The following is a 21,906-nucleotide window of genomic DNA, read 5'->3' on the forward strand; positions in this document are numbered from 1 at the left end:
CACATCGATACGATAAAAGTTGGAGACAAACGTGGCACTCATCACGCAACTCAATCTGACGCAGCCCGACGACTTCTACGAAGCGCTGATCGACATGCACCGCGATTTCGACGAAGCGCAAAGCCAGGCCGCAAATGCGCAGCTGATTCTGCTGCTCGCGAATCATATAGGCGATTACGCGACGCTGATGGAAGCGATCCGATACGCGCGCGAAGGCGTCGATCAGCCGAATCCATCCGCCGCGCAGCACACGGCCGACGCGCCGCGCGTCGCCGCCTGATCCCTCGATGCCGCTCGCCCGTTAAACGAAGCGCGAGCCGTCTTCCCTGACAACACGGCGCAACAGACGCCGGACCCAATGGGTCCGATGGACCCGCATTGCCTGGAGATCTTGATGAGTCAGTCAATCACGCATGCCTATGAGCCCGGCGAGGCCGCCGCCGCGTTTCAGGACGACACCGCGCTGTATCGCAAGGTCACGTTGCGGATCGTGCCGTTTCTGTTTCTCTGCTACGTCATCTCGTTTCTCGATCGCATCAACATCGGCTTCGCGCAGTTGCAGATGAAGCACGACCTCGGCTTCAGCGATGCGATGTACGGACTCGGCGCGGCTGTCTTCTATATCGGTTATGTGCTGTGCGAAGTGCCTAGCAACCTGCTGCTCGCGCGTTTCGGCGCGCGCCGCACGTTCACGCGGATCATGCTGCTTTGGGGCGTTGCGTCGGTGTGCATGATGTTCGTGTCGCAGGCTTCGCATTTCTATCTGCTGCGCTTCATGCTCGGCGTGTTCGAAGCGGGTTTCTTTCCAGGCATCGTGCTGTATCTGACGTACTGGTATCCGGCGCGTCGGCGTGCTGTGATCCTGTCGATCTTCTTCGCAGGCGTTGCGGTCGCGGGCGTGCTCGGCGGTCTCATCTCAGGATGGATCATGCGCGACATGGCGGGCGTGATGGGCCTGTACGGATGGCAATGGATGTTCGCTATCGAAGGCGCGCCCGCTGTCGTGCTGGGTCTGCTTGCGGCATTCTGGCTGGTCGACGGCCCGCAACATGCAACGTGGCTCACGCAGCAGGAAAAGGCGCACCTGATCGAGCAGCGCGACAGCGAGCATCGGCCTGCCAGTTCGCATTCGTCGCGCGCGTTCGTCGAGGCATTGCGCAATCCGCGCGTCTATCTGTTCGCGTTCATCTACTTCTCGCTGACGTGCGCATCGTTGACGCTCAACTTCTGGATGCCGCTGATGATCCGCGACTTCGGCGTTCACGACGTGCTGTGGATCAGTTTGTACACGGTGATTCCGAATGCGATCGGCGCGGTTGGCCTGATTCTGATCGCGCGACATTCGGATCGTCATGGCGAGCGGCGCAAGCATTTCGCGGCGTGTACGATCGGCGGCGGTATCGCGCTTTCGCTGTTGACGCTGCATTTGAGCAGCTTTGCCGCGATGCTCGGGATTCTTTCGATCGCCGCTGTGCTGATCTTCGCCGCGCTGCCGATCTTCTGGACGGTGCCGTCTGGTTATCTGTCGGGCAAGGCGGCGGCGGCTGGAATTGCGTTGATCAGCAGCATTGGGATTACGAGCGGCATCGTGAGCCCGTGGGTGATTGGTCTCATCAAGACGCATACGGGCAGCATGGATAACGCGCTGTATCTGCTGACGGCTTTGTTGTTCATGAGCGGTATTGCGCTGCTGCGCGGGGTGCCGGAGAAGCGGGTCGTGGGATAAAAGCGCGCCTCCTCCTTGTCAACGTTCATGCGGCTCGCCGCATCCGCGCTCGCGACGTTATCTGTCGACGAGCGCGAACGCGTGGGCGGATTCCATCGTCGTCACGACGCGATCTGCTTTGCCGCTATGCGTTCGACGTTATCTGCGACCGGAATCTTGACCGAAGGCGTCAACAATTCAGTGCATTTCAAGCAACTAACCGTCCGTCGGCGCGGCGCCCACAGATGTATGCCTCGCTTACGGGGCTCCTTGCCCATCATTTAACGTAGAGACGATTGCCATCAGTGCGCGAGGAAATCTGCTCAATCAGCTCGCTATCTGCTCAATCAGCTCACTATCTGCTCAAAACTCGTCATATCTGCTCATTCCATGGACGCGTAGGCAGGCACTCCAGTCACCCGAACGCTCTTCGGCCAAGACGATGCCCGGCGGTCGAGACCTAGGGGCATCTTGGGCAATGACGCGGACTTCATCAACACGCCAAGTGAAGGGCTGGCCAGCCGCCCAGCCCCAATCCACACAAGGCTATGCGCCCTGCATCGCCCGATTCCATGGCTTCGCAAAAAACCATCCGTCAAGCATAAATGTCACCAAAAAATAATAAGAATAGTCGGATATATGATTGAGAATGATTCGCGTTTACGTTAGATTCGCTTCCATCTGACCGATAGCGACATGGAGACGATTCGATGGCTGAATCAATGGCGAGGTTTGCAGCACGGATCGACCGTCATCCGGCGGCGTTCGCACAAGGCGCATTGGACGACATCGATTGCGAGCCGTCCGAAGCGCACACGACCGCAAGCGAAGAACGCGGCTGCGAAGGATTGCTGCTCGACGTGCTGATCGAAAACCGCCGCTCGCTGATTCAGCTTGCGCGGTCGTTCGTCGGTTGTTCGAGCCGTGCCGAGGACGTGGTCCACGACGTATTCATCAAGCTCACGGGCTTTTCGAACCAGGACGACGTGCGGCAGCCGCTCGCCTACGTGGCGCGCATGGTACGCAACGCATCGATCGACGCGTGCCGCCGCCAGTCGCTCGAAAACACGTGGCACGCGTGTGAGGAAGATGGGCTCGATGTGCCATCGCCCGAACCGTCGCCCGAGTCCGCGCTCGTCACGCGCGACTCGCTGCGCCACGCGTTCGACGCGCTCGCGCAATTGCCCGAGCGCACGCGCAGCGCCTTCGAGCGCGTGCGTCTGCGCGAAGAGACCTTGCAGGAAACCGCCCGCGCCTTGAACGTTTCGCAGACGCTCGTGCATTTCATGGTTCGCGACGCCGCGAAGCATTGCGCGGACTGCATGCACGCGGGCGCGCAAAACGTCGCGTATGCAAAGACGGCGGGTCGCAGTAAAAAAAGCTGCGCGTCGAACGTCAAGCAGATGACGGCCTCGTGAATTCACGAAGGCAAACGTTCAACTGCATCTCACCTGATACGCAAGCAGACACGACATGACCCAGAACACGCATCAAGACGCACAGGACGACGTTCAATACACGGTCGTCATCAACGACGAAGAACAGTATTCGATCTGGCCGACGTTCCGCGACGTTCCCGCCGGCTGGCGCGAAGTCGGCGTGCGCGGAGCGAAAGCCGCGTGCCTCGAACATATCGAAAGCGTGTGGACCGACATGCGCCCCGCGAGCCTGCGCCGTCACATGGACGCCGCGCTGAACACGCGCTGAGCCTTACGCTGCCGCCCTGCAACAGCAGAGCGCAGCAAAGATTCTCGCGCGCCACGAGCGCGCCGCGCGAGACCGTTCTTCGAGCCACGCCGACGCGTTATCAACGCATGATCGGCGCGGCCCGCCACTGAGGACACGTCATGACAGCGTCTCTCCCGACACTCGACGATTTGCGCATCGAGCCCGGCCTGCCGACCATCGTTTCGCCGCGCGTTGACAGGTCATTCACGCTCGAAGCCGCCGCGCCGCTGTTGCGCGACATCGCGAACAACTGCATCGAGCGCGCTGGCGGCGTGCTGTTCACGGGCTTCGCCGTGCCGTCGATCGACACGTTCCAGCAGTTCGCCGCCTCGTTCGGCTCGCCGCTGATCGGCTATGAATTCGCGTCGACGCCGCGCAGCCAGGTCGAAGGCGCCGTGTACACGTCGACGGAATATCCGCCGCATCGCTCGATACCGCTGCACAACGAGCAGTCGTACACGCGCGAATGGCCCATGCGCATCTGGTTCCATTGCGCGCTTGCCGCGCGTTCCGGCGGCGCGACGCCGATTGCCGACAGCCGCGCGATCTATCGCGCGCTCGACCCCGCGTTGATCGAACGCTTCGCGCGACGCGAACTGCTGTACGTGCGCAACTTCGGCCAGGGACTCGACTTGCCGTGGCAACAGGCGTTCGGCACCGAAGACCCACGCACCGTCGATGCGATGTGCGCGGCGCGCGGCATCGATTGCGAATGGCGCGAGGACGACGACGGCGAACCGCTGCTGCGCACGCGAGAGCTTTGCCAGGCGGTCGCTGTGCATCCGCGCACGGGCGAGCGCGTGTGGTTCAACCAGGCGCATCTGTTCCATCTGTCCGCGCTCGATGAAGACATGCAGGAGGCGCTCGTCGATGCAGTGGGCCTCGACAACGTGCCGCGCAACGTCTATTACGGCGACGGCGCGCCGCTCGAAGCGGACGCGCTCGCGGAGATTCGCGGCGTGCTGGATCAACAGCGCATCGTGTTTCCGTGGACGGGCGGCGATGTGGTGATGCTCGACAACATGCTGACGGCACATGCACGCGATCCGTTCGAAGGCCCGCGCAAGGTCGTCGTCGCGATGGCGGAAAGCTACAGCGTCCCGGCAAGCGCGCGACTGCCAAGAACATTCGCCACCGCTACATGATCCAATGAAAAGCAGTTCCAACCTGGCACTGTCGGCGCGATCGCTGACGGTGGGATATCGCGATCACGTCGTGATCGATTCGCTCGACATCGACATTCGCGCGAATCGCGTGACCGCGTTGTGCGGGCCGAACGGTTGCGGCAAAAGCACGCTGCTGCGCTCGCTCGCCGGTTTGCAGCCCGCGCTGGCGGGCGAGGTGACGGTCGCGGGCAAGGCGCTCGCGTCGTATCGGCGGCGCGATCTCGCGCGCACGCTGACGATGCTCTCGCAGTTCAACCAGATTCCCGCCGGTCTTTCCGTGCGCGATCTGGTCGCGTACGGACGTTACGCACACGGCGGCTGGATGCGCGGCTTGTCGAAGGAAGATCGCGCTGCGATCGACGACGCGCTCGCGGCAGCCGGTATCGCCGACGATGCCGCACGCGATGTCGCCGCGCTCTCAGGCGGCGAGCGCCAGCGCGCGTGGATCGCGATGGCGCTCGCGCAACGCGCGCCCATCGTGTTGCTCGACGAGCCGACCACGTATCTCGACATTCATCACCAGCTCGACATTCTCAGCGAACTGCGCCGGCTGAATCGCGAGCGCGGTCTGACGATCGTCTGGGTGCTGCACGATCTGAATCAGGCTGCCGCATACAGCGATGAAATCGTGTTGATGCGCGCGGGCCGCATCGTCGCGCAAGGCACGCCGGACGCGATCATCGACCCGCAGCATCTCGAAGCGACCTTCGGCGTGCCGATGCTGCGCATCGCGCATCCGCAGACAGGCGCGCCGATGTGCGTGCCCGCGCATGCCGAAAGCGACGAACTGGCAAGCGCATCCGACGACAAGGGCCTTGCCGCATGACCACGCTGGCCGCAAGAAAACGCATGCAGCGCGCGCAGACACGCGCGCTGCCGCGCTGGCGCGAGGCACAGCATAGCCGCGTCGGCGTGTTGACGTGTACGCTGCTCGCGTTGATCGTGATCGTCGCCGCGTTGCGCCTCGCCCCGGATCTGTCGATGCTGCTGCACGCCGCAACGTCGAATGCAGCGCATGACACCGACGAACACGCGCTCGCGCATGTGCTGCTGTTCAATCTGCATTTGCCGCGCGTGCTGGCCGCATTGGTGGCGGGTGGATGCCTTGGTGTGTCGGGTGCGCTGTTCCAGTCGCTGACGCGCAATCCGCTCGCGTCGCCGGATCTGCTTGGCATCACGGGCGGCGCGCAGCTCGGCCTGCTCGCCGCGATGCTGATACCGGCGTTGGCGGGCACGGCTTCCGTGCCGCTGCTGTTCGGCTGCGGCCTGGTCGCCGCCGCGTGCGTCGCGGCGGCAGCGGGCGGCTGGCGCGCGACGCCGTTGCGCATGGTGCTCGCGGGCAGTGTCTGCATGTTGCTGTTCTCGGCCATCTCGACGCTCACGCTCGCGTTCTTCGAGCAAAGCATCGCGGGCGTCGCGCTGTGGGCGAGCGGCAGTCTTTATCAACCGGGCGCGGACGGACTGGTTACCGCGGTGCTGTGGCTGCTGCTGCCGCTCGCGGCGCTGCCCTTCGTCGTGCGTCCGCTCGACCCCATCGCGCTCGGCGACGACGCCGCGCTTGCCGTCGGCGTACGCGTCGATGCAGCGCGCTTCTATGCGCTGCTCGTCGCGATCGGCTTCGCGAGCGTCGCGGTGAGCGTTGCGGGGCCGATGTCGTATGTAGGGCTGATTGCGCCGAATCTGTTGCGTCATCTGCGCGGCTCGCGCTCGACGCGACTTGCCACACTCGCGCCGTTGTCCGCGCTGGTCGGCGCGCTGCTCGTGCTCGCAACCGATAGCGCCGTGCTCGCGCTCGATCTGGACGGCACGCTGTCGACGGGCGTGGCAATCGCGGTCGTCGGCACGCCGCTGATGCTCGCGATGATCCGTCACGGCGGCGCATGGACCTCGGCGCTTACGCAAGCTGCCGACGCGCCCGCACAATCGGCGCGCGGCCGTTTCGCTACATGGATCACGGGACGTTCTCCGCTTGGCGCTGGTTTGATCGTCATTGCCGTTGCGGCCATTTCGATCTATACCGCAGGCACGTTGGGCGAGACCAGGCTCGATCCGTCGCGCTGGCTCGCCGCATTGAACGGCGGCGACAGCGTCGCGCGCATGCTGCTCGATCTGCGTTTGCCGCGCGTGGTGTGCGCGTTGCTTGCGGGCGCGATGCTCGCGGCCAGCGGCGTGCTGATGCAAAGCGTCGTGCGCAATCCGCTTGCCGGGCCGGAAGTGCTCGGTGTTACGCAAGGCGCTTCACTCGCGACGCTCGTCGCGCTGCTGTTCTGGCCGCTCGCCGCGCACGCGACGATTGCGGCGTCGTCGCTGATCGGCGGCGGCGTCACGCTCGTCGCGATTCTCGCGCTGAACCGGCGCATGCGTTATGCGCCGCTTGCGGTCGCGTTGACGGGACTGGTCGTCGGCACGCTGTGGACGACGCTCGCGCAATGGGTGATCGTGCAGGAAAGCGTGCAACCCGCGCGCTTCGTCGTGTGGCTGGTGGGCGGCACCTACGGACGCAGCTGGAGCGATGTGCTTGCGCTGTTGCCGTGGTGCGCGGTCGCGTTGCCTGCATTCGTGCTGCTGGCGCGTCCGCTCGATCTGCTCGCACTAGGCGACGATCAGGCCGCGTCGCTCGGTTTGCCTGTCGCGTTGCTGCGTCCGCTTGCGCTGACGGTGGCGACTATCGCCGCTTGCGCGGCCGTTGCGGCTGTTGGGCCGATCGGCTTTGTCGGATTGATGGCGCCGCATCTGGCGGCCTTGCTGGGGGCGCGTGCGCATCGGGTGCGCTTGTGGCTCGCGGCGACCTGTGGCGCTGCGGTTCTCGCCGCTGCCGATATCGGCGCCCGCACGCTGCTCGCGCCGCGCGAAATTCCTGCGGGCGTGCTGACGGCACTGATCGGCGCGCCGTATCTGCTCGCGTTGCTGATCGTACAGGCAAGGCGCGAACGCAAGCGCGGACGGTGAACATGTCCTCTGCTGCAAAACCGTTTGCGTCGCTCGTTGCCGATTCGCCGTTCGCCACGTATATCGAACGCGTGTGGCTCGGCGTGCCCGCTGAAACTTCAAACACCGGCGACGCCGCGCAAGTGCGCGTGCCGCTCACGCAACTCGCGACGCAGCGCGAAGCGATCCTCGATGCAATGCTCTTGCGCTACGGCGGCGATCCCGAACGTCATGCGCGCGCGTTGCTGTCGCAGTGGAGCAAATACTATTTCGGCCTCGCGGTGCCCGCTGCACTGGTGTCCGCGCTCGTCTTGCAGAGACCGCTCGACATGAACCCTGCGCGCTGCGTGCTGTTGCTGCGCGAAGGCATGCCCGAAGCGCTGTATCTGCCGCACGATGCGCTCGCGGACTCGACTGACGATCCCACGCGGCTTTACGCGTCGTTGATCGATGAGCATCTGCGCGGCGTGATAGACCTGCTCGCGAGCATGACGAAGATCGCGCCGCGCGTGCTATGGAGCAACGTCGGCAATCTGCTGGACACATTGTTCGAGCAATGCGCGGCGATGCCGGGCGCGGCCCGCGACGCCACGTGGATGTTCGAATCGTGCGCGCTGTTCGGTGGCGACGAGCCGAACCCGCTGCGCGTGCCCGTGCGCAACGTGACGCCGCGTTCGGCGCTGTTGCCTGCGCCGTTTCGCGCGCGACGTGTCTGCTGCGTGCGCTATGAAATACCCGGAGAAGATCAACTGTGTGCGAGTTGCCCGCTATTACTCACGATGAGCGACGAAGACCTCGCGCGGCAAGAGGCAATACGATGAAGCAGATGCTGCGCGCGACCGTATGCGCCGCGTGCCTCGCGTTCGCCTGTTCCGCGAGCGCGGCAGGCGTGACGCCAGTGCCTCGCGACACGGCCGCGCTCGCGTGTACGCCGCTGTCCGCGAATCCCACTGTGACGCAGGCGAGCGACACGTTGCCCGCGCATCCGAAGCGTATCGTCGTACTGGAATTCCTCTTCGCTGAAGCGCTCCTTTCGCTCGATGTCACGCCTGCGGGCATGGTCGACACCGCGTATTACCCGTCGTGGATCGGCTATGACGTCGAGCGCATGCAGTCGGTGCCCGACGTCGGCACGCGCCAGGAGCCGAGCCTCGAAGCGATTGCCGCGCTCAAGCCCGACCTGATCATCGGCGTCGGCTTCCGGCATGCGCCGATTTTCGGCGCGCTGAAAACGATCGCGCCGACCGTGCTGTTCCAGTTCAGCCCCGAGATGAAGCTCGACGGCGCGCAGGCGACGCAGCTCGAATGGGCGCGCAGGATCTTCGATACGATTGGGTGCATTACGGGGCGCACGATGCAGGCGCAAGCCATCGAACGGCAGCTCGACGAAGGCCTTGCACGCGATGCAAAGCGTCTCGCCGATGCGGGCCGTACGCATGTCGATTTCGCGTTGTTGCAGGAGCTGGGTTTGCCCGACCGGTACTGGGCCTATACGAGCAACAGTATGGCGGGCGGTGTCGCGAAGAAGCTCGGCGTGACGCTATGGCCTTCGAAGCCGACTCGCGAAGGTACGACCTATCTGACGTCGGAAGATTTCTTGAAACGTCCGCAGACGAGTGTGTTGCTGACGAGCGCAACTGGCCCGGAAGTGAAGCTGGAGGCGAAGCTCGATTCGCCGGTTTGGCGGTTTGTGCCTGCACGGCGTGAAGGACGCGTGACGTTGGTCGAACGTAATGTGTGGGGGTTTGGTGGGCCGATGTCGGCGTTGAAGTTGTCGCATGCGATGACGGATGCGTTGCTTTTGCTGCCGGCGGCGGCTTTGCAATCGGAAGCTTCCGCTTCGCGGTGATGGTGTTGGTGGTTTGGTTTTGGTTTTGCTTTTCGCTGGCATCCGCGCTTTGTTAGCGTGCTTCACACGTCGCCCCTGTGCGGGGCGGCACCTACTTTTCTTTGCCGCCGCAAAGAAAAGTAGGCAAAAGAAAGCGGCTAACACCGCCAGCTCGTGTATTTGCCTGAGGGCCCCCACAGGGTCTTACACTTCACACGGCAATCACGTGACCCACGCGCGTTGCCAGCGCTCTGAATCAGCGCCTCATCCGCTTCACGCACCCACAATCCAGTATGCCGCGCCAGACAGTCCACCGCCGCCCAGGTGGCAAACTGTGTGTCGGCTTCCTGTGCTTCGCACGCGTCACTTCGGACCGATTGCGCATGCGTCCCACCCTGTAAGAGCGCTAACGTGTACGTCGCGACAACCTACACACAGTTTGCCACCTGGGCGGCACATACCGTTCGCTGCCGCTGGCCCGTGCAGAAGCATTCGAAGCGGGTGAGGCATTCATTCAAAGCGTTGGCAACAAGCACGAACAGAAATGCTGCCGTGTGAAGCGCGGGGACGTTGGGGGCCCGTGGATAGAGGTCAAGTGTTGGCGGTGTTAGCCGCTTTCTTTTGCCTACTTTTCTTTGCGGCGGCAAAGAAAAGTAGGTGCCGCCCCGCACAGGGGCAACGCGTGAAGCACGAAGACATAACGCGGATGCCAGCACAAATGCCCAACAATCCCGCCAGCGTCGCAGACAAAGTAGGCGCCGCCCCGCACAGGGGGACGCTTGAAGCACGAAGACATAACGCGGACGGCAGCGAAAAGCCCAGAACACCAAACGGCGACGCCCGCGCCGCGCAGGCACAACACGGATGCCACCAAAAGCAAAAAACAAACCCCAACCTTCAGCCCGCATCAATCCTGCTCTGCCGCACATCCCCCCGAACGTACGGCACACGTACTGTGCCATTTCCAGCAACTGCACGTGGCACACCGTGCGTTTCATTAACGATTGCGCCGTTATCCAGCTTCAGCACGCGATCGGCAAGCGGAAAGTAACGGTCATCATGCGTAATCACGACGACCGTCTTGCCGCGACCTCGCAACTCCGGTAACAGTTGCTCATAGAACACAGCCTTGAACGACGGGTCCTGATCCGCCGCCCATTCATCGAACAGATAGAACGGTCGATCCTCCAGATACGCAACGACCAGCGCAAGGCGCTTGCGCTGCCCCGTCGACAGCGCGCGAGTCGAGAACGTGCCGTTTTCAACGCTAACCTTGTGATCGAGCGCAAGCTTGGCGATCAGTGCATTGGCGCGGGCATCGGCGGCGGCGCGGGCGCCGTCGTTCGTGTCGTCGGGATCGACGATGCCGAGCAGCGTGTCGAACAGATGGAAGTCGTTGAACACCGTCGAGAAGCGCTCGCGATATGCGGGCCGTGTGTCCCGCGTGACTGGCGAGCCATCCACTTCGATGACGCCGCCTTCCGGCTCATATAGACCCGTCAGCACCTTCGCGAGCGTCGTCTTGCCGCTGCCGTTGCCGCCGACGATAAACACCAGCTCGCCCGGCTTGAACGTCAGATCGATCGGCCCGATGCGGAACATGCGCTCGTCGCGCTCGTGGAAGTACGCGTGCGTGATACCGCGCAGCGTGAGCGTGTCGAAGGCGGAAGCCAGAGCGCCGGAAGCCGGCAAGGCCGCCGCCGTGCGATGCGGCTCCTCGAATTCGGCGAGCACGCGCTCGATGCGTTCGAGCGACACCCGAGCCGCGTTGACTGTCGGCAGATTGTTCAGCAGCCCATCGAGCGGAACCAGCATGAAAAGGAACACGATCACATAACCAGCGGCCGCTTGCGCATCGGCATGCACGCCGATGGACGGCAGGAAAGTCGCCGCGCCCAGGAACACATAGAACAGAAAGATGATCCAGCCCACGCCGATCGCATAGGCAACGAATGCGCGGCGCCGATGGTCGCGCACTTCGTTGATCGCTGCGCCCAGTTGTCCGTCGACGAATTGCCGCGCGCGCTCGCGATGCAGCTTCAGTTCCTTGGCACCCGCGAACAGCGAGCCCAGGTAATCGAACAGCCTGTCTTGCGCGCTGCCCGCTGCTTCGAGCGACGCGATCGCGCGAATATCGCCGAAGCGATAACCCAGCGAGCCGACGACGATCGCGCTGAGCGCCAGCACGCAAACGGGCCACGACAGCCACGCGAGATACGCAAGGCAGCCCGCGACGATCGAGCCATGCATGACGATGTTCGGCAGCGCGAAGAACAGCATCGATACGTTGGTGGCGTCGTCGGTGAGGATCGATTGCACGGGCGCCGCGCCGACACGCTCGACGTCGCGCAACTCGGCAGCCGCGACGCGCGCGGAAACATGCTCGCGCATGCGGCCCATCGTGTCCTGCGAAAGCCCCGCGAACAGCACGCCCGAAACGATGCGTGCGATCAGCGCGACCAGCGCGCACGCGGCGAAACGCAACGCGAGCGGAAGATCTGCAGCGGTGGGCGCGCTCAGCGCTCGGTTGAGCGTCGCGACCAGCAGCACGCTCGATACGCCATTCGCAATGCATGCGACCAGCGCGAGCGCAAGCGCGCCGCGCGAGCGTCGTAATAGCGACAACAGCAGACGGGTAGCGGGTTTGTTCGGGCGATCCGAACCATTCACGGGCGGTGCGTTGGAAGCAGTCATCGAAAGCGGGCGTGAGAGTGAAGGCGCGCAGAGCGCATGAAGGGTCATCAATCGAATAGACGTTTGGGCATCGCAAAACTTTAGTTAAATCGCCGCGAGCGCGAGCAATCAAGGACTCCGCAGAATTTATTCCACAAAAGGGGTAAATTTTTTTTCGTGCGATTCGTCACCTGTGTGAAGCCGCTGAAATTGGGACCGGGACAAACCGTGCCCCGATGCAGCGGCATAGCGGCCTTGCCGAAGGACTTCACACGAATGACGACTTTTCCGACTGCCTTGCATCAGCGACTGTGCGAACTCGCGCGCAGTACACCCAACGCACCCGCGCTCGCCGCGTTTTCGCCGCATACCGTGCGCATGTCGCGCGGCGAACTCGACGCTCGCGCGTCGAACGTCGCAGCGGTGTTGCGCGCGCGTGGCGTCGGTGCGGAAGTGCGGGTGGGCGTGTGCATCGACAGGTCGTGCGATCTGTTTGTCGCGTTGCTCGCCGTGCTGAAGGCGGGCGGCGTGTTCGTGCCGCTCGATCCGCGTCATCCCGCGCAACGTCTCGACTGGATGGCGCGCGACGCGGGTCTGCGGCATGGCATCGTCACGCGCGCTGCGGACGCAACGATGCGCGCCAGGTTCGAGCACTGCATCGAAGTGGATGCGATCGACAGCACGCAAGCCGTTATATTCGACGATGCGCAGGTTCATCCACGTTCGGCTGCGTACATGATCTACACGTCGGGTTCGACGGGTACGCCGAAAGCCGTGGTCGTCGAGCATGGTGCGCTTGCCGCGCATTGCGATGCCGTGATCGATGCTTATCCGATGACGGACGCAGACCGCGTGCTGCATTTCGCTTCCGTGAATTTCGATCTCGCGCACGAGTATTGGCTCGCGCCGCTGGCCGCAGGCGCGAGCATCGCGATTACCGCGCCCGGCACGGTCGCGCCCGACGATGCGCGTGCGCTGGTCGAGCAGGAGCGCGTGACGATCGCCGCGTTTCCGCCTGCCTATCTGCGTGAATTCGCGCAAGCCGCGCGGCGTCATGGCGTGCCCGCTGCATTGCGCGTGCTCGCGTTCGGAGGCGAAGCGATGCCCGGCGATGTATTCGCCGATATCAGGCAAACGTTTAACGACGTGCGTTTGATCAACGGCTATGGTCCGACGGAGACCGTGATCTCGCCGATGCTGTGGCCGCTCGATGCTCAAGCTGCCTTCAGCGACACGTCTTGCGCATCGTTGCCGATCGGCAGGCCGATTGGTTTGCGCACGGCTCGCGTCAGCACGCCGGGATCGGCTGATGGCGCGTCGATCGGAGATGGATCGACAGGCGAGCTGCTGCTGGGTGGCGCATGTCTCGCGCGCGGCTATCACGGACGCGCGGCGCAAACGGCCGAGCGGTTCATCCCCGATGCGGACGGCGCGCCAGGCTCGCGCGTGTATCGCACCGGCGATCTCGCACGTCTGCGCGCGGACGGCGCTTATGACTACATGGGCCGCATCGACGATCAGGTGCAGATTCGTGGCGTGCGCGTCGAGCCCGGCGAGATCGCACAATGTCTGCGTTCGCATTCCGGTGTGCGCGATGCGGCTATGCTCGTTGAACAGAGTGCAACGCGCGTGCAGTTGACCGCCTGTGTCGTGATTGAAAGCGCAGCTGATGAAAGCGCGTTGCGCGAGCATCTGTTGCGGCACTTGCCGGAAGCCTGGCAGCCGCATCGCTTTGCGCTGCTCGATGCACTGCCTTATACGCTGAATGGCAAGCTGGATCGTGAGTTGCTGCGCGCACGCGTTGCGTCGCAAACGGCGGTTGCGTCGTATCGCGAGCCGCAAGGCGAAACGGCGCGCAAGCTCGCTGCGATCTGGCAGGCAATTTTGGGCGACGAGCCTGTCGGCCTCGATGACAGTTTTCATGCGCGCGGCGGCGACTCGATTGCGATCATGCGCCTGCAAGCCGCGATCCGCGCGGAACTGCGCGTGAATCTGCGGCTGGATGCGCTGTTCGTTGATCGTTCGCTCGAAGAACTCGCGGCGCTCGTCGATGCGAGCGAAGTGGAAGACCTTACGCAGCCGCTTCCATTGAAAGCGCCCGCGCGAAGCACGATGGAGACCGATTACACGGACTATCGCGCGTCATTTGCACAGCAGCGTTTCTGGGTGCTCGCGCAAACGCGCGACGCCGGCGATGCCTATCACATCGCAGCGCATTGGAACATTCGCGGTTCGATCGATCACGCGTTGCTGAAAAAGGCGCTCGCGCAAGTGATCGAGCGTCATGAAGCGTGGCGCACGACGCTGCACGAAGACGACGACGGCATCGTGATGCAGCGCGTTCATGCGCGCACCGCCGTGCCGGTCGATCAACCCGATTTGCGCGGCATCGCGCTCGAGTCACGCAAGGCACGTGCAAGCGAACTCGCCGATGAACATGCGACGCGTCCTTTCGATCTGCAGCGCGGCCCGTTGCTGCGCGCATCGCTTGTTACGTTCGCTGATGACGAGCATTGCCTGATGTTGACGGCGCATCACGCGATCAGCGACGGCTGGTCGTCGCGTTGCGCGTTCGCGGAACTGGCGGAAGCCTACGCTGCGTTGTCGGAAAACCGCGCCGCTGCATTGCCCATGCTCACCGCGCAATACGCGGACTTCGCGCAATGGCAGCGCGAATGGCTCGACGGCGCGGAACGAGAGCGGCAACTCGGTTATTGGCGCGACACGTTGAAGGATGCACCCGCGCCGCTCGCATTGCCCGTTGATCGGACTATACCCGCAGAGCGCACGCTCATCGGCAAGCGCGCTTCGCGGCGTCTCGATCAGCATGTATCGGCGGCTGTACGCGATCTCGCAAGCGGCGCGCACGCATCGACATTCATCGTGCTGCTGACGGCATTGCACGCATGGCTGCATCGGCTGACGGCTGCGACGGATGTCGTGATTGCCGCGCCTGTCGCCAACCGGCAGCGCGCCGAAGTGGCGAATCTGCTCGGTCTTTTCATCAACACCGTGGCATTGCGCGCTCGCGTGTCGCCCCACGCGCCGTTCAATGCGTTGCTCGCGCAAGTGCGCGACACGACCCTCGGCGCATACGCAAACCAGGACATCCCTTTCGATCAGGTGATCGATGCCGTCAAGCCGCCCGTGCGGCGCGGCGAAGAATGGCTGCGCGTGAAGTTCGCGCAGCAGTTCGTGTTCGACGAACCCGTCGCGTTGCCGGGTGCCGTCGCAACGTTGACGCCCGGCCCCGACAACGCGGCGCGCTTCGACTTCGCGCTGGATTTCACCGACGACGCGCGCGGTATCGAACTGGTCGCCGCATGGGCGACGGATTGCATCGACGATGCGACCGCGCAGGCATGGCTCGACAGTTTCGTTGCGCTTCTGACGGATAGCGTGGCGAATCCTGCGTTGGCTGTCAGTTCGCTCGCTTGTGCCGAGCCTCGCAGCAACCTGCTGCAAGGCCGCGCGCAGACGTCCGAGTTCGCTGATGTCGTTGCAGCGTTCACGCATCACGCGAACGCAACGCCAAAGCAGATCGCCGTCACGGACGCGCAACGGCAACTCACATTCGAAGAACTCGACCGCGCTTCGTCGCGTGCCGCCCGCGCGTTGATCGAACATGGCGCAGTCGCGGAACGGGCTGTTGCGCTGTGCATCGACCGCTCTGTCGATTTCGTCGTCGCATTGCTCGCCGTCTTGAAGTCGGGCGCGATGGCCGTGCCGCTCGATCCCGCGGCGCCGCGTGAGCGTATCGAAGCGTCGATCGCCGCATGTGACGCATGCGGCGTGTTCGTGGCCGCCAATGCACTACAGATCGAAACCAAAGCGCCTGTGCTGTCGCTCGATAAATTGATCGACACACACAGCGAAGCCGCATGCGCTCCGATTGCGCCAGAACAGGCCGCTTACCTGATCTACACATCGGGTTCGACGGGCACCCCAAAGGGTGTCGTCGTTTCGCATCGCGCGCTTGCCGACTACGTGCAGGGCATGCTCGACGAACTGAAGTTCGTGCCCGGCGCGAGCATGGCGATGGTATCGACAGTTGCCGCCGATCTCGGCCATACGACGCTGTTCGGCGCGTTGTGCTCGGGCCGCACGCTGCATCTGCTGCCGAAAGAAGCCGCGTTCGATCCCGATCGATTTGCCGCGACGATGCGCGAGCGTGGCGTCGGGGTGTTGAAGATCGTGCCGAGCCATCTGCATGCGCTGCTCGAAGCGCAACAGCCCGCCGATGTTCTGCCGGCGCACGCGCTGGTGCTGGGCGGTGAGTCGCTGCCGTGGACGCTGGTCGAACGGATCACGTCGTTGCGGCCGGCGTGCCGCGTGATCAATCACTATGGCCCGACGGAAGCGACCGTCGGCGCGCTCACGTTCGACGCGACCGCGAACATGAGCGGCGCGAGCGCATCGGCGGGCGTACCCACGGGACGTCCGTTGCCGAACTCGCGCGCGTTCGTGCTCGATGCGAACGGCGCGCCCGTTCCTGTGGGCGGAATCGGTGAACTGTATCTGGGCGGACCGGGCGTTGCGCGCGGCTATCTGGGCCGCGCCTCCGCGACTGCGGAGCGTTTCGTGCCGGACGCAAGCGGCGCGCGCATGTACCGCACGGGCGACCGCGTGCGCCTGCGTGCGGACGGCGCGATCGACTATCTGGGCCGTCTCGACGATCAGGTGAAGATTCGCGGCTATCGCGTCGAGCCCGGCGAAGTGAGCGCGACGTTGCGCGCGCTCGGCGGCGTCAGGCAGGCGGAAACGCTGGCGATCCAGGAAGACGGGCGCGCGCGCCTCGCGTCGTTCGTCGTCGTGCAAGGTGAGAGCGATGAAGCATCGCTGCGCACGCAACTCGCCGCGCGACTGCCCGACTACATGGTGCCCGCGACGTTGACGCTGTGCGACGCCTTCCCCGTCACGCCGAACGGCAAGATCGACCGTGCGAAGCTGCGCGAGCTTGCGCAACAGCCTGTCGTGCAATCGGCAAGCGAAGCACCGCTCGAAGGCATAGAGCGAATTCTCGCGGACGTGTGGAAAGAAGTGCTGCGCGCGGAACGCGTGGGCCGCGACGACAACTTCTTCGAACTGGGCGGCGATTCGATTCTCGCGTTGCAGGTGATCGCGCGTTCGCGCAAACGCGGCGTGCGCTTCACGCCAAAACAACTGTTCGACAAGCCGACCGTCCAGCAACTGGCGCAAGTCGCTCAAGCGGTTGCCGTCGCAGAGCCGAAAGCGGAAACGCGCGCTGTTTCAAAACCGGATGCCTCGCATGTCACGTTGACACCCGCGCAGCGGCGATTTTTTGAGTTGACGATTCCCGCTCGTCACCACTGGAATCAGGCGATCGAGCTGCATGCGACCGAACACTTCGATCTCGACGCATTCGCGCAGGCATTCGACGCGGCGCTTGCACATCACGACGCATTCCGCCTGCGCTTCACACAAGACGCGTCCTCTTCGTGGAGCGGGCGCTACGCCGACAAACCATTCGACACGCTGCCTCTCGTCGCTATTGAAGCGCGCGACGCGCACGACGCGCTCGCGCAATTCGACGAGTTGCAGCGCAGCTTCGATCTCGCGCGCGGTCCGCTTGCGGGCGCGCTCGTCGCGGTGTTGCCCGATGGCACGCCGCGTGTGTGGATCGCAGTTCACCATCTGATCGTCGATGGCGTGTCGTGGCGCGTGCTGCTCGAAGACCTTGATGCCGCCTACGTCGCGGCACGCGAGCGGCGTGCCATCAGGCTCGCGGCGCAAGGCGCGCATGCGTCGGGCTGGGCGCAACGTCTCGCCAACAACGCAGCGGCGCTTTTCAGCAAAGAACTGCCGTACTGGACCTCGATGCAGCACGCGAACGCCGCCGTGCCGTTCGACAATCCGCAAGGCACGGCGACCAATGCCGACGCATGCACGGTCGAATGGACGATCGACGCCACGCTCACGCAGACGCTGCTGACCGATGCGAACGCCGCATGGCGTACGCAGACTATCGATCTGCTCGTCGCTGCGCTCGCTCACACGCTGGGCGCAAGTGTCGAAGCGAATTCGCTGCTGATCGAACTCGAAGGCCACGGACGCGAAGCGCTGTTTGAAGACTTTGACGCGAGCCGCTCGATCGGCTGGCTGACGAGCCACTATCCTGTCGCGCTGCCCATCGGCGCATCGAGCACCGACACGCTCACGGCCGTCAAGGACGCATTGCGCGCGGTACCGAACAAGGGCGTCGGCTTCGGCGTACTGCGCTATCTCGCCGATTACGCGACGCGAACGACGCTTGCCGCGCTGCCGCGTCCGCGCGTGACTTTTAATTACCTGGGCCAGTTCGGCGAAACATCGACCGAGCGCGCGCTGAACGCACGCTTCGGAGGCGCAGGCTGCGAGCGCGATCCAGCCGGGCCGATGTCGAATGCACTGGCGATTCACGCGCATATCGACGGCGCGCGCAAGCTCAAGGTGCATTGGGTCTATAGCGCGGCGATGTTCGAGGCCGGCACGGTCGAAAAACTTGCGCGCACATTCGAAAGCACGCTGCGCGATATCGCGGCGCGCTGCATCGAACGCGTGTCGAAGCGCGGTGCGAGCGCCACGCCCGCTGACTTTCCGCTTGCGCAGCGCGCGGGTCTCTCGCAACCGATGCTCGAGCGCCTCGACCTCGATTTGCGCACCGTCGACGATATCTATCCGCTGTCGCCAATGCAGCAGGGCATTCTGTTCCACTCGCTGTATGCGCCCGACCGCACCACGTACGTCAACCAACTCGTCGCGACGCTGAAATCGCCGGATATCACGCGCGTGACGGACGCGTTCAATCGCGTCGTGCCGCAGCACGACATCTTGCGCACGAGCTTCTGGCATGACGCCGACGTGCCGCTGCAAATCGTGCATCGTCAGGCGAAGTTGCCGGTCGCCGTGCTCGACTGGCGTGGCCGCGATGCGCAAGACGCGAACTTCGAGCAATGGCTGACGGAAGATCGTGCGCAAGGCTTTGATCTGTCGCAAGCGCCGCTAATGCGCGTGACGCTTGTCCGCCTCACGGACGACGAATGGCGTCTCGTGTGGACGCGTCATCACCTGCTGCTCGACGGCTGGAGCACGGCGCGCATGTTTGCCGACGTGTTGCGCGATTACATGAGCGAGCGCCGCGCGTTGTCGTTCGGCCAGGGGGCGCGGCTGCGTTACCGCGATTTCATTGCATGGCTCGATGCCCGCGATCACGATGCCGACAAGGCATTCTGGATCGAACGACTCGCCCGGTTCGACGAACCGACGCTGGTCGCGCCGAACGTGTCGCCGGAGTCGGCCGCCGCTGCGCCGCATGATGTCTGGCGCGCGCAGTTCGATGCCGCCACGACCGCGAAGCTGACCGCGCTTGCGCGCAGCCTCAGGCTGACCGTGAACACGCTGGTGCAGGGCGCGTGGGCGCTCGCATTGCAGCGCATGACCCATCACGCGACAGTCGCATTCGGCGCGACCGTCGCTGGGCGGCCCGACTCGCTGCCCGACGTGGAAAGCGTGTTTGGCCTGTTCATCAACACATTGCCCGTCATCGCCACGCCTGCGCCGCAACGGCGCATCGCCGACTGGCTCGCCGATCTTCAACGCGACAACGCGGCGAATGCCGAGCATGCGCATACGCCGCTCTTCGACATTCAACGCTGGGCCGGCCAGGGCGGCGGCGCAATGTTCGACACGCTTGTCGTGTTCGAAAACTATCCCGTCGATCCGGCGTGGTCGGCGACCGACGAACGCGCGCTGCGCCTGTCGGACATTCACAGCGTCGAATCGACGGATCTGGCCGTCACGCTGGTCGTTCAGGCCGGCGACACGCTGACGATCGACTACGGCTACGACACGGCGCGTATCGACGAAGCGCGCGTGCAGACGCTGCATCGCGCGTTCAATGCCAGCATTGAAGCGTTCATCGCCGATCCACATGCGCTGCTCGGAAGCGTGTCGATCGCGACGCAGGACGACTGCACGCAACTCGCGCGCTTTAACGATACCGCGCACACGTGGCGCGATGAACAACAACTGGCGCTTCATCGTCAGTTCGAACGGCATGCTGCTGCGACGCCAAATGCAATCGCGCTGGATTTCATCGACGCCACCGCAAACCGCACGCGCGTCACGTATGCCGAGCTCGATGACCACGCGAACCGCGTGGCCGCTGCGTTGCTGAATGCAGGCGTCAAGGCGGACAGCGTGGTCGCGCTATGCGTCGAGCGTTCTATCGACATGGTGGTCGCGCTGTTCGGCGTGTTGAAGGCGGGCGCCGCCTATCTGCCCGTCGATCCCGACTATCCCGCCGATCGCATCGCCTATCTGCTCGACGATGCGCAGCCCGCAGTCGTGTTGACTCAACGGGCGCTGCATGCGCGCGTCGTCGCTTCGATCCGCAGCGGCAGCGCGCATGTGCTGTGCGTCGAAGGACTCGATGCGAAAGCCGCGCTCGAAACGCCCATCGCCGTCGAGCCCGATCAGCTTGCGTATCTGATCTACACATCGGGCTCGACAGGCAAGCCGAAGGGCGCGGGCAATACGCATCGCGCGCTCGCGAACCGCATTGCGTGGATGCAGGACGCGTATCGGCTGACGCCGCAGGACGTCGTGCTGCACAAGACGCCGTTCGGCTTTGATGTTTCGGTGTGGGAATTCGTGTGGCCGTTGTCGGTCGGCGCAACGCTCGCCATCGCCGCACCAGGCGATCATCGCGACCCGGCGCGCCTCGCGTCCGCCATCGCAACCTTTGGCGTAACGACACTGCATTTCGTACCGTCGATGCTTGGCGCGTTCCTCGGCCATCTGAAGGACTTCGATGCCGCCGCGCAATGCACGAGCATCGCGCGCATCGTGGCCAGCGGCGAGGCGCTGTCGCCCGAACTCGTGGCGCGCGCGCGCGTGCTGCTGCCGCAAGCGCAATTGCACAACCTGTACGGCCCGACGGAGGCCGCAATCGACGTATCGCACTGGACCTGCACGGAGGCCGATGCACAGGCCGTCGCAGTCCCCATCGGCAAGCCGATTGCAAACATCCAACTGCATGCGCTCGATGCGTCGCTGCATCCGTTGCCCGCGGGCGCAATCGGTGAACTGTATCTGGGCGGCGTCGGGCTCGCGCGTGGTTATCTCGGGCGCGCCGCGCTGACGGCAGAGCGCTTCATCCCCGATCCGTTCACGCCGGGCGCGCGTCTCTATCGCACGGGCGATCTTGTCTGCCGCCGTGCGGACGGCGTGTTCGACTATCTCGGCCGGGCCGATCAGCAGGTCAAGTTGCGCGGTTTGCGTATCGAGCCGGGCGAAATCGAAGCGCTGTTGCGCGCTGCGCCCGGCGTGCATGACGCCGTCGTGATCGTGCGCGACGAGCAGTTGATCGGCTATGTCGCGCGACGCGCCGAAGAATCATTCGATCAAGCGGCGCTGTTCGCGACGTTGAACGCGCAGTTGCCTGCCTACATGGTGCCCGCGCATGTGATCGAACTCGACGCGCTGCCCGTCACGCCGAACGGAAAGTGCGACCGCAACGCATTGCCCGCGCCGTCGCTACAAACGACAGAAGTGGCCGAACCGCAGACCGACACCGAGCGCGAACTCGCCGCGATCTGGACACGCGTGCTGCGCATCGACGCGAGCCACGCGATTGGCCGCGACGCCGACTTCTTCGCGCTAGGCGGACATTCGCTGCTGGCGACGCAGGCGAACGCGCAAATCAATCTGCACTGGTCGCTCGCGCTGCCGCTGCGCACGCTGTTCGATGCCCGCACGCTGTCGCGCTGCGCGGCTGCCATCGACGCGGCGCTCGAAGCGCGCGGCGCTCACTCACTCGACGACGCAGCGCGCGCGATCGACGCGCTGCTCGGTGAACTCGAAGCGCAATGAGGAAC

The 21,906-nt window shown here is 64.2% G+C and carries 11 protein-coding genes; 10 read left to right on the forward strand and 1 reads right to left on the reverse strand.

Annotation, left to right across the window (positions count from 1 at the left end; translation table 11 throughout):
* The first annotated feature begins 31 nt into the window (after window positions 1-31).
* The 9 genes from BLT65_RS16380 to BLT65_RS16420 all read left to right on the forward strand — a co-directional run bounded on the left by BLT65_RS16380 (window position 32) and on the right by BLT65_RS16420 (window position 9,376).
* Complete coding sequence (locus BLT65_RS16380; RefSeq protein WP_007577998.1) at window positions 32-280, forward strand: DUF2783 domain-containing protein; 249 nt, start codon at window positions 32-34, stop codon at window positions 278-280.
* 114 nt (window positions 281-394) lie between these two features.
* Complete coding sequence (locus BLT65_RS16385; RefSeq protein WP_091779148.1) at window positions 395-1,726, forward strand: MFS transporter; 1,332 nt, start codon at window positions 395-397, stop codon at window positions 1,724-1,726.
* Window positions 1,727-2,415: 689 nt separating this feature from the next.
* Complete coding sequence (locus BLT65_RS16390) at window positions 2,416-3,123, forward strand: RNA polymerase factor sigma-70 (RefSeq protein WP_091779150.1); 708 nt, start codon at window positions 2,416-2,418, stop codon at window positions 3,121-3,123.
* 55 nt (window positions 3,124-3,178) lie between these two features.
* The gene (locus tag BLT65_RS16395) at window positions 3,179-3,412 is read left to right on the forward strand and encodes an MbtH family protein (RefSeq protein WP_091779152.1); all 234 of its coding nucleotides are present in this window, start codon (window positions 3,179-3,181) and stop codon (window positions 3,410-3,412) included.
* Between the two features lie 140 nt (window positions 3,413-3,552).
* On the forward strand, window positions 3,553-4,578 hold the full coding sequence (locus tag BLT65_RS16400) for a TauD/TfdA family dioxygenase (RefSeq protein ID WP_091779154.1): 1,026 nt from the start codon (window positions 3,553-3,555) through the stop codon (window positions 4,576-4,578).
* A 4-nt stretch (window positions 4,579-4,582) separates the two neighbouring features.
* Entirely contained in the window at window positions 4,583-5,425 is an 843-nt protein-coding gene (locus BLT65_RS16405; RefSeq protein ID WP_007737690.1) for an ABC transporter ATP-binding protein, read from the forward strand.
* Window positions 5,422-7,548, forward strand: a complete 2,127-nt coding sequence (gene fhuB, locus BLT65_RS16410) for a Fe(3+)-hydroxamate ABC transporter permease FhuB (protein ID WP_091779156.1) — start codon at window positions 5,422-5,424, stop codon at window positions 7,546-7,548. The genes BLT65_RS16405 and fhuB overlap by 4 nt, the downstream gene beginning before the upstream one ends.
* A 2-nt stretch (window positions 7,549-7,550) precedes the next feature.
* Window positions 7,551-8,348 (forward strand): siderophore-iron reductase FhuF, encoded by a 798-nt coding sequence (gene fhuF / locus BLT65_RS16415; protein WP_091779158.1) that lies wholly within the window; start codon window positions 7,551-7,553, stop codon window positions 8,346-8,348.
* Complete coding sequence (locus BLT65_RS16420) at window positions 8,345-9,376, forward strand: ABC transporter substrate-binding protein (protein ID WP_091779160.1); 1,032 nt, start codon at window positions 8,345-8,347, stop codon at window positions 9,374-9,376. The genes fhuF and BLT65_RS16420 overlap by 4 nt, the downstream gene beginning before the upstream one ends.
* Before the next feature lie 876 nt (window positions 9,377-10,252).
* Here the strand turns inward: BLT65_RS16420 and BLT65_RS16425 are convergent.
* Window positions 10,253-12,049, reverse strand: coding sequence for a cyclic peptide export ABC transporter (locus BLT65_RS16425; RefSeq protein WP_091779162.1), 1,797 nt, complete (start codon window positions 12,047-12,049; stop codon window positions 10,253-10,255).
* Between the two features lie 255 nt (window positions 12,050-12,304).
* Between BLT65_RS16425 and BLT65_RS16430 the strand changes: the two genes are divergently transcribed.
* Window positions 12,305-21,901, forward strand: coding sequence for a non-ribosomal peptide synthetase (locus BLT65_RS16430; protein WP_091779164.1), 9,597 nt, complete (start codon window positions 12,305-12,307; stop codon window positions 21,899-21,901).
* The last annotated feature ends 5 nt before the right edge of the window (window positions 21,902-21,906 follow it).

This window comes from Paraburkholderia steynii, assembly GCF_900100565.1.
Taxonomy (GTDB): Bacteria; Pseudomonadota; Gammaproteobacteria; order Burkholderiales; family Burkholderiaceae; genus Paraburkholderia; species Paraburkholderia terrae.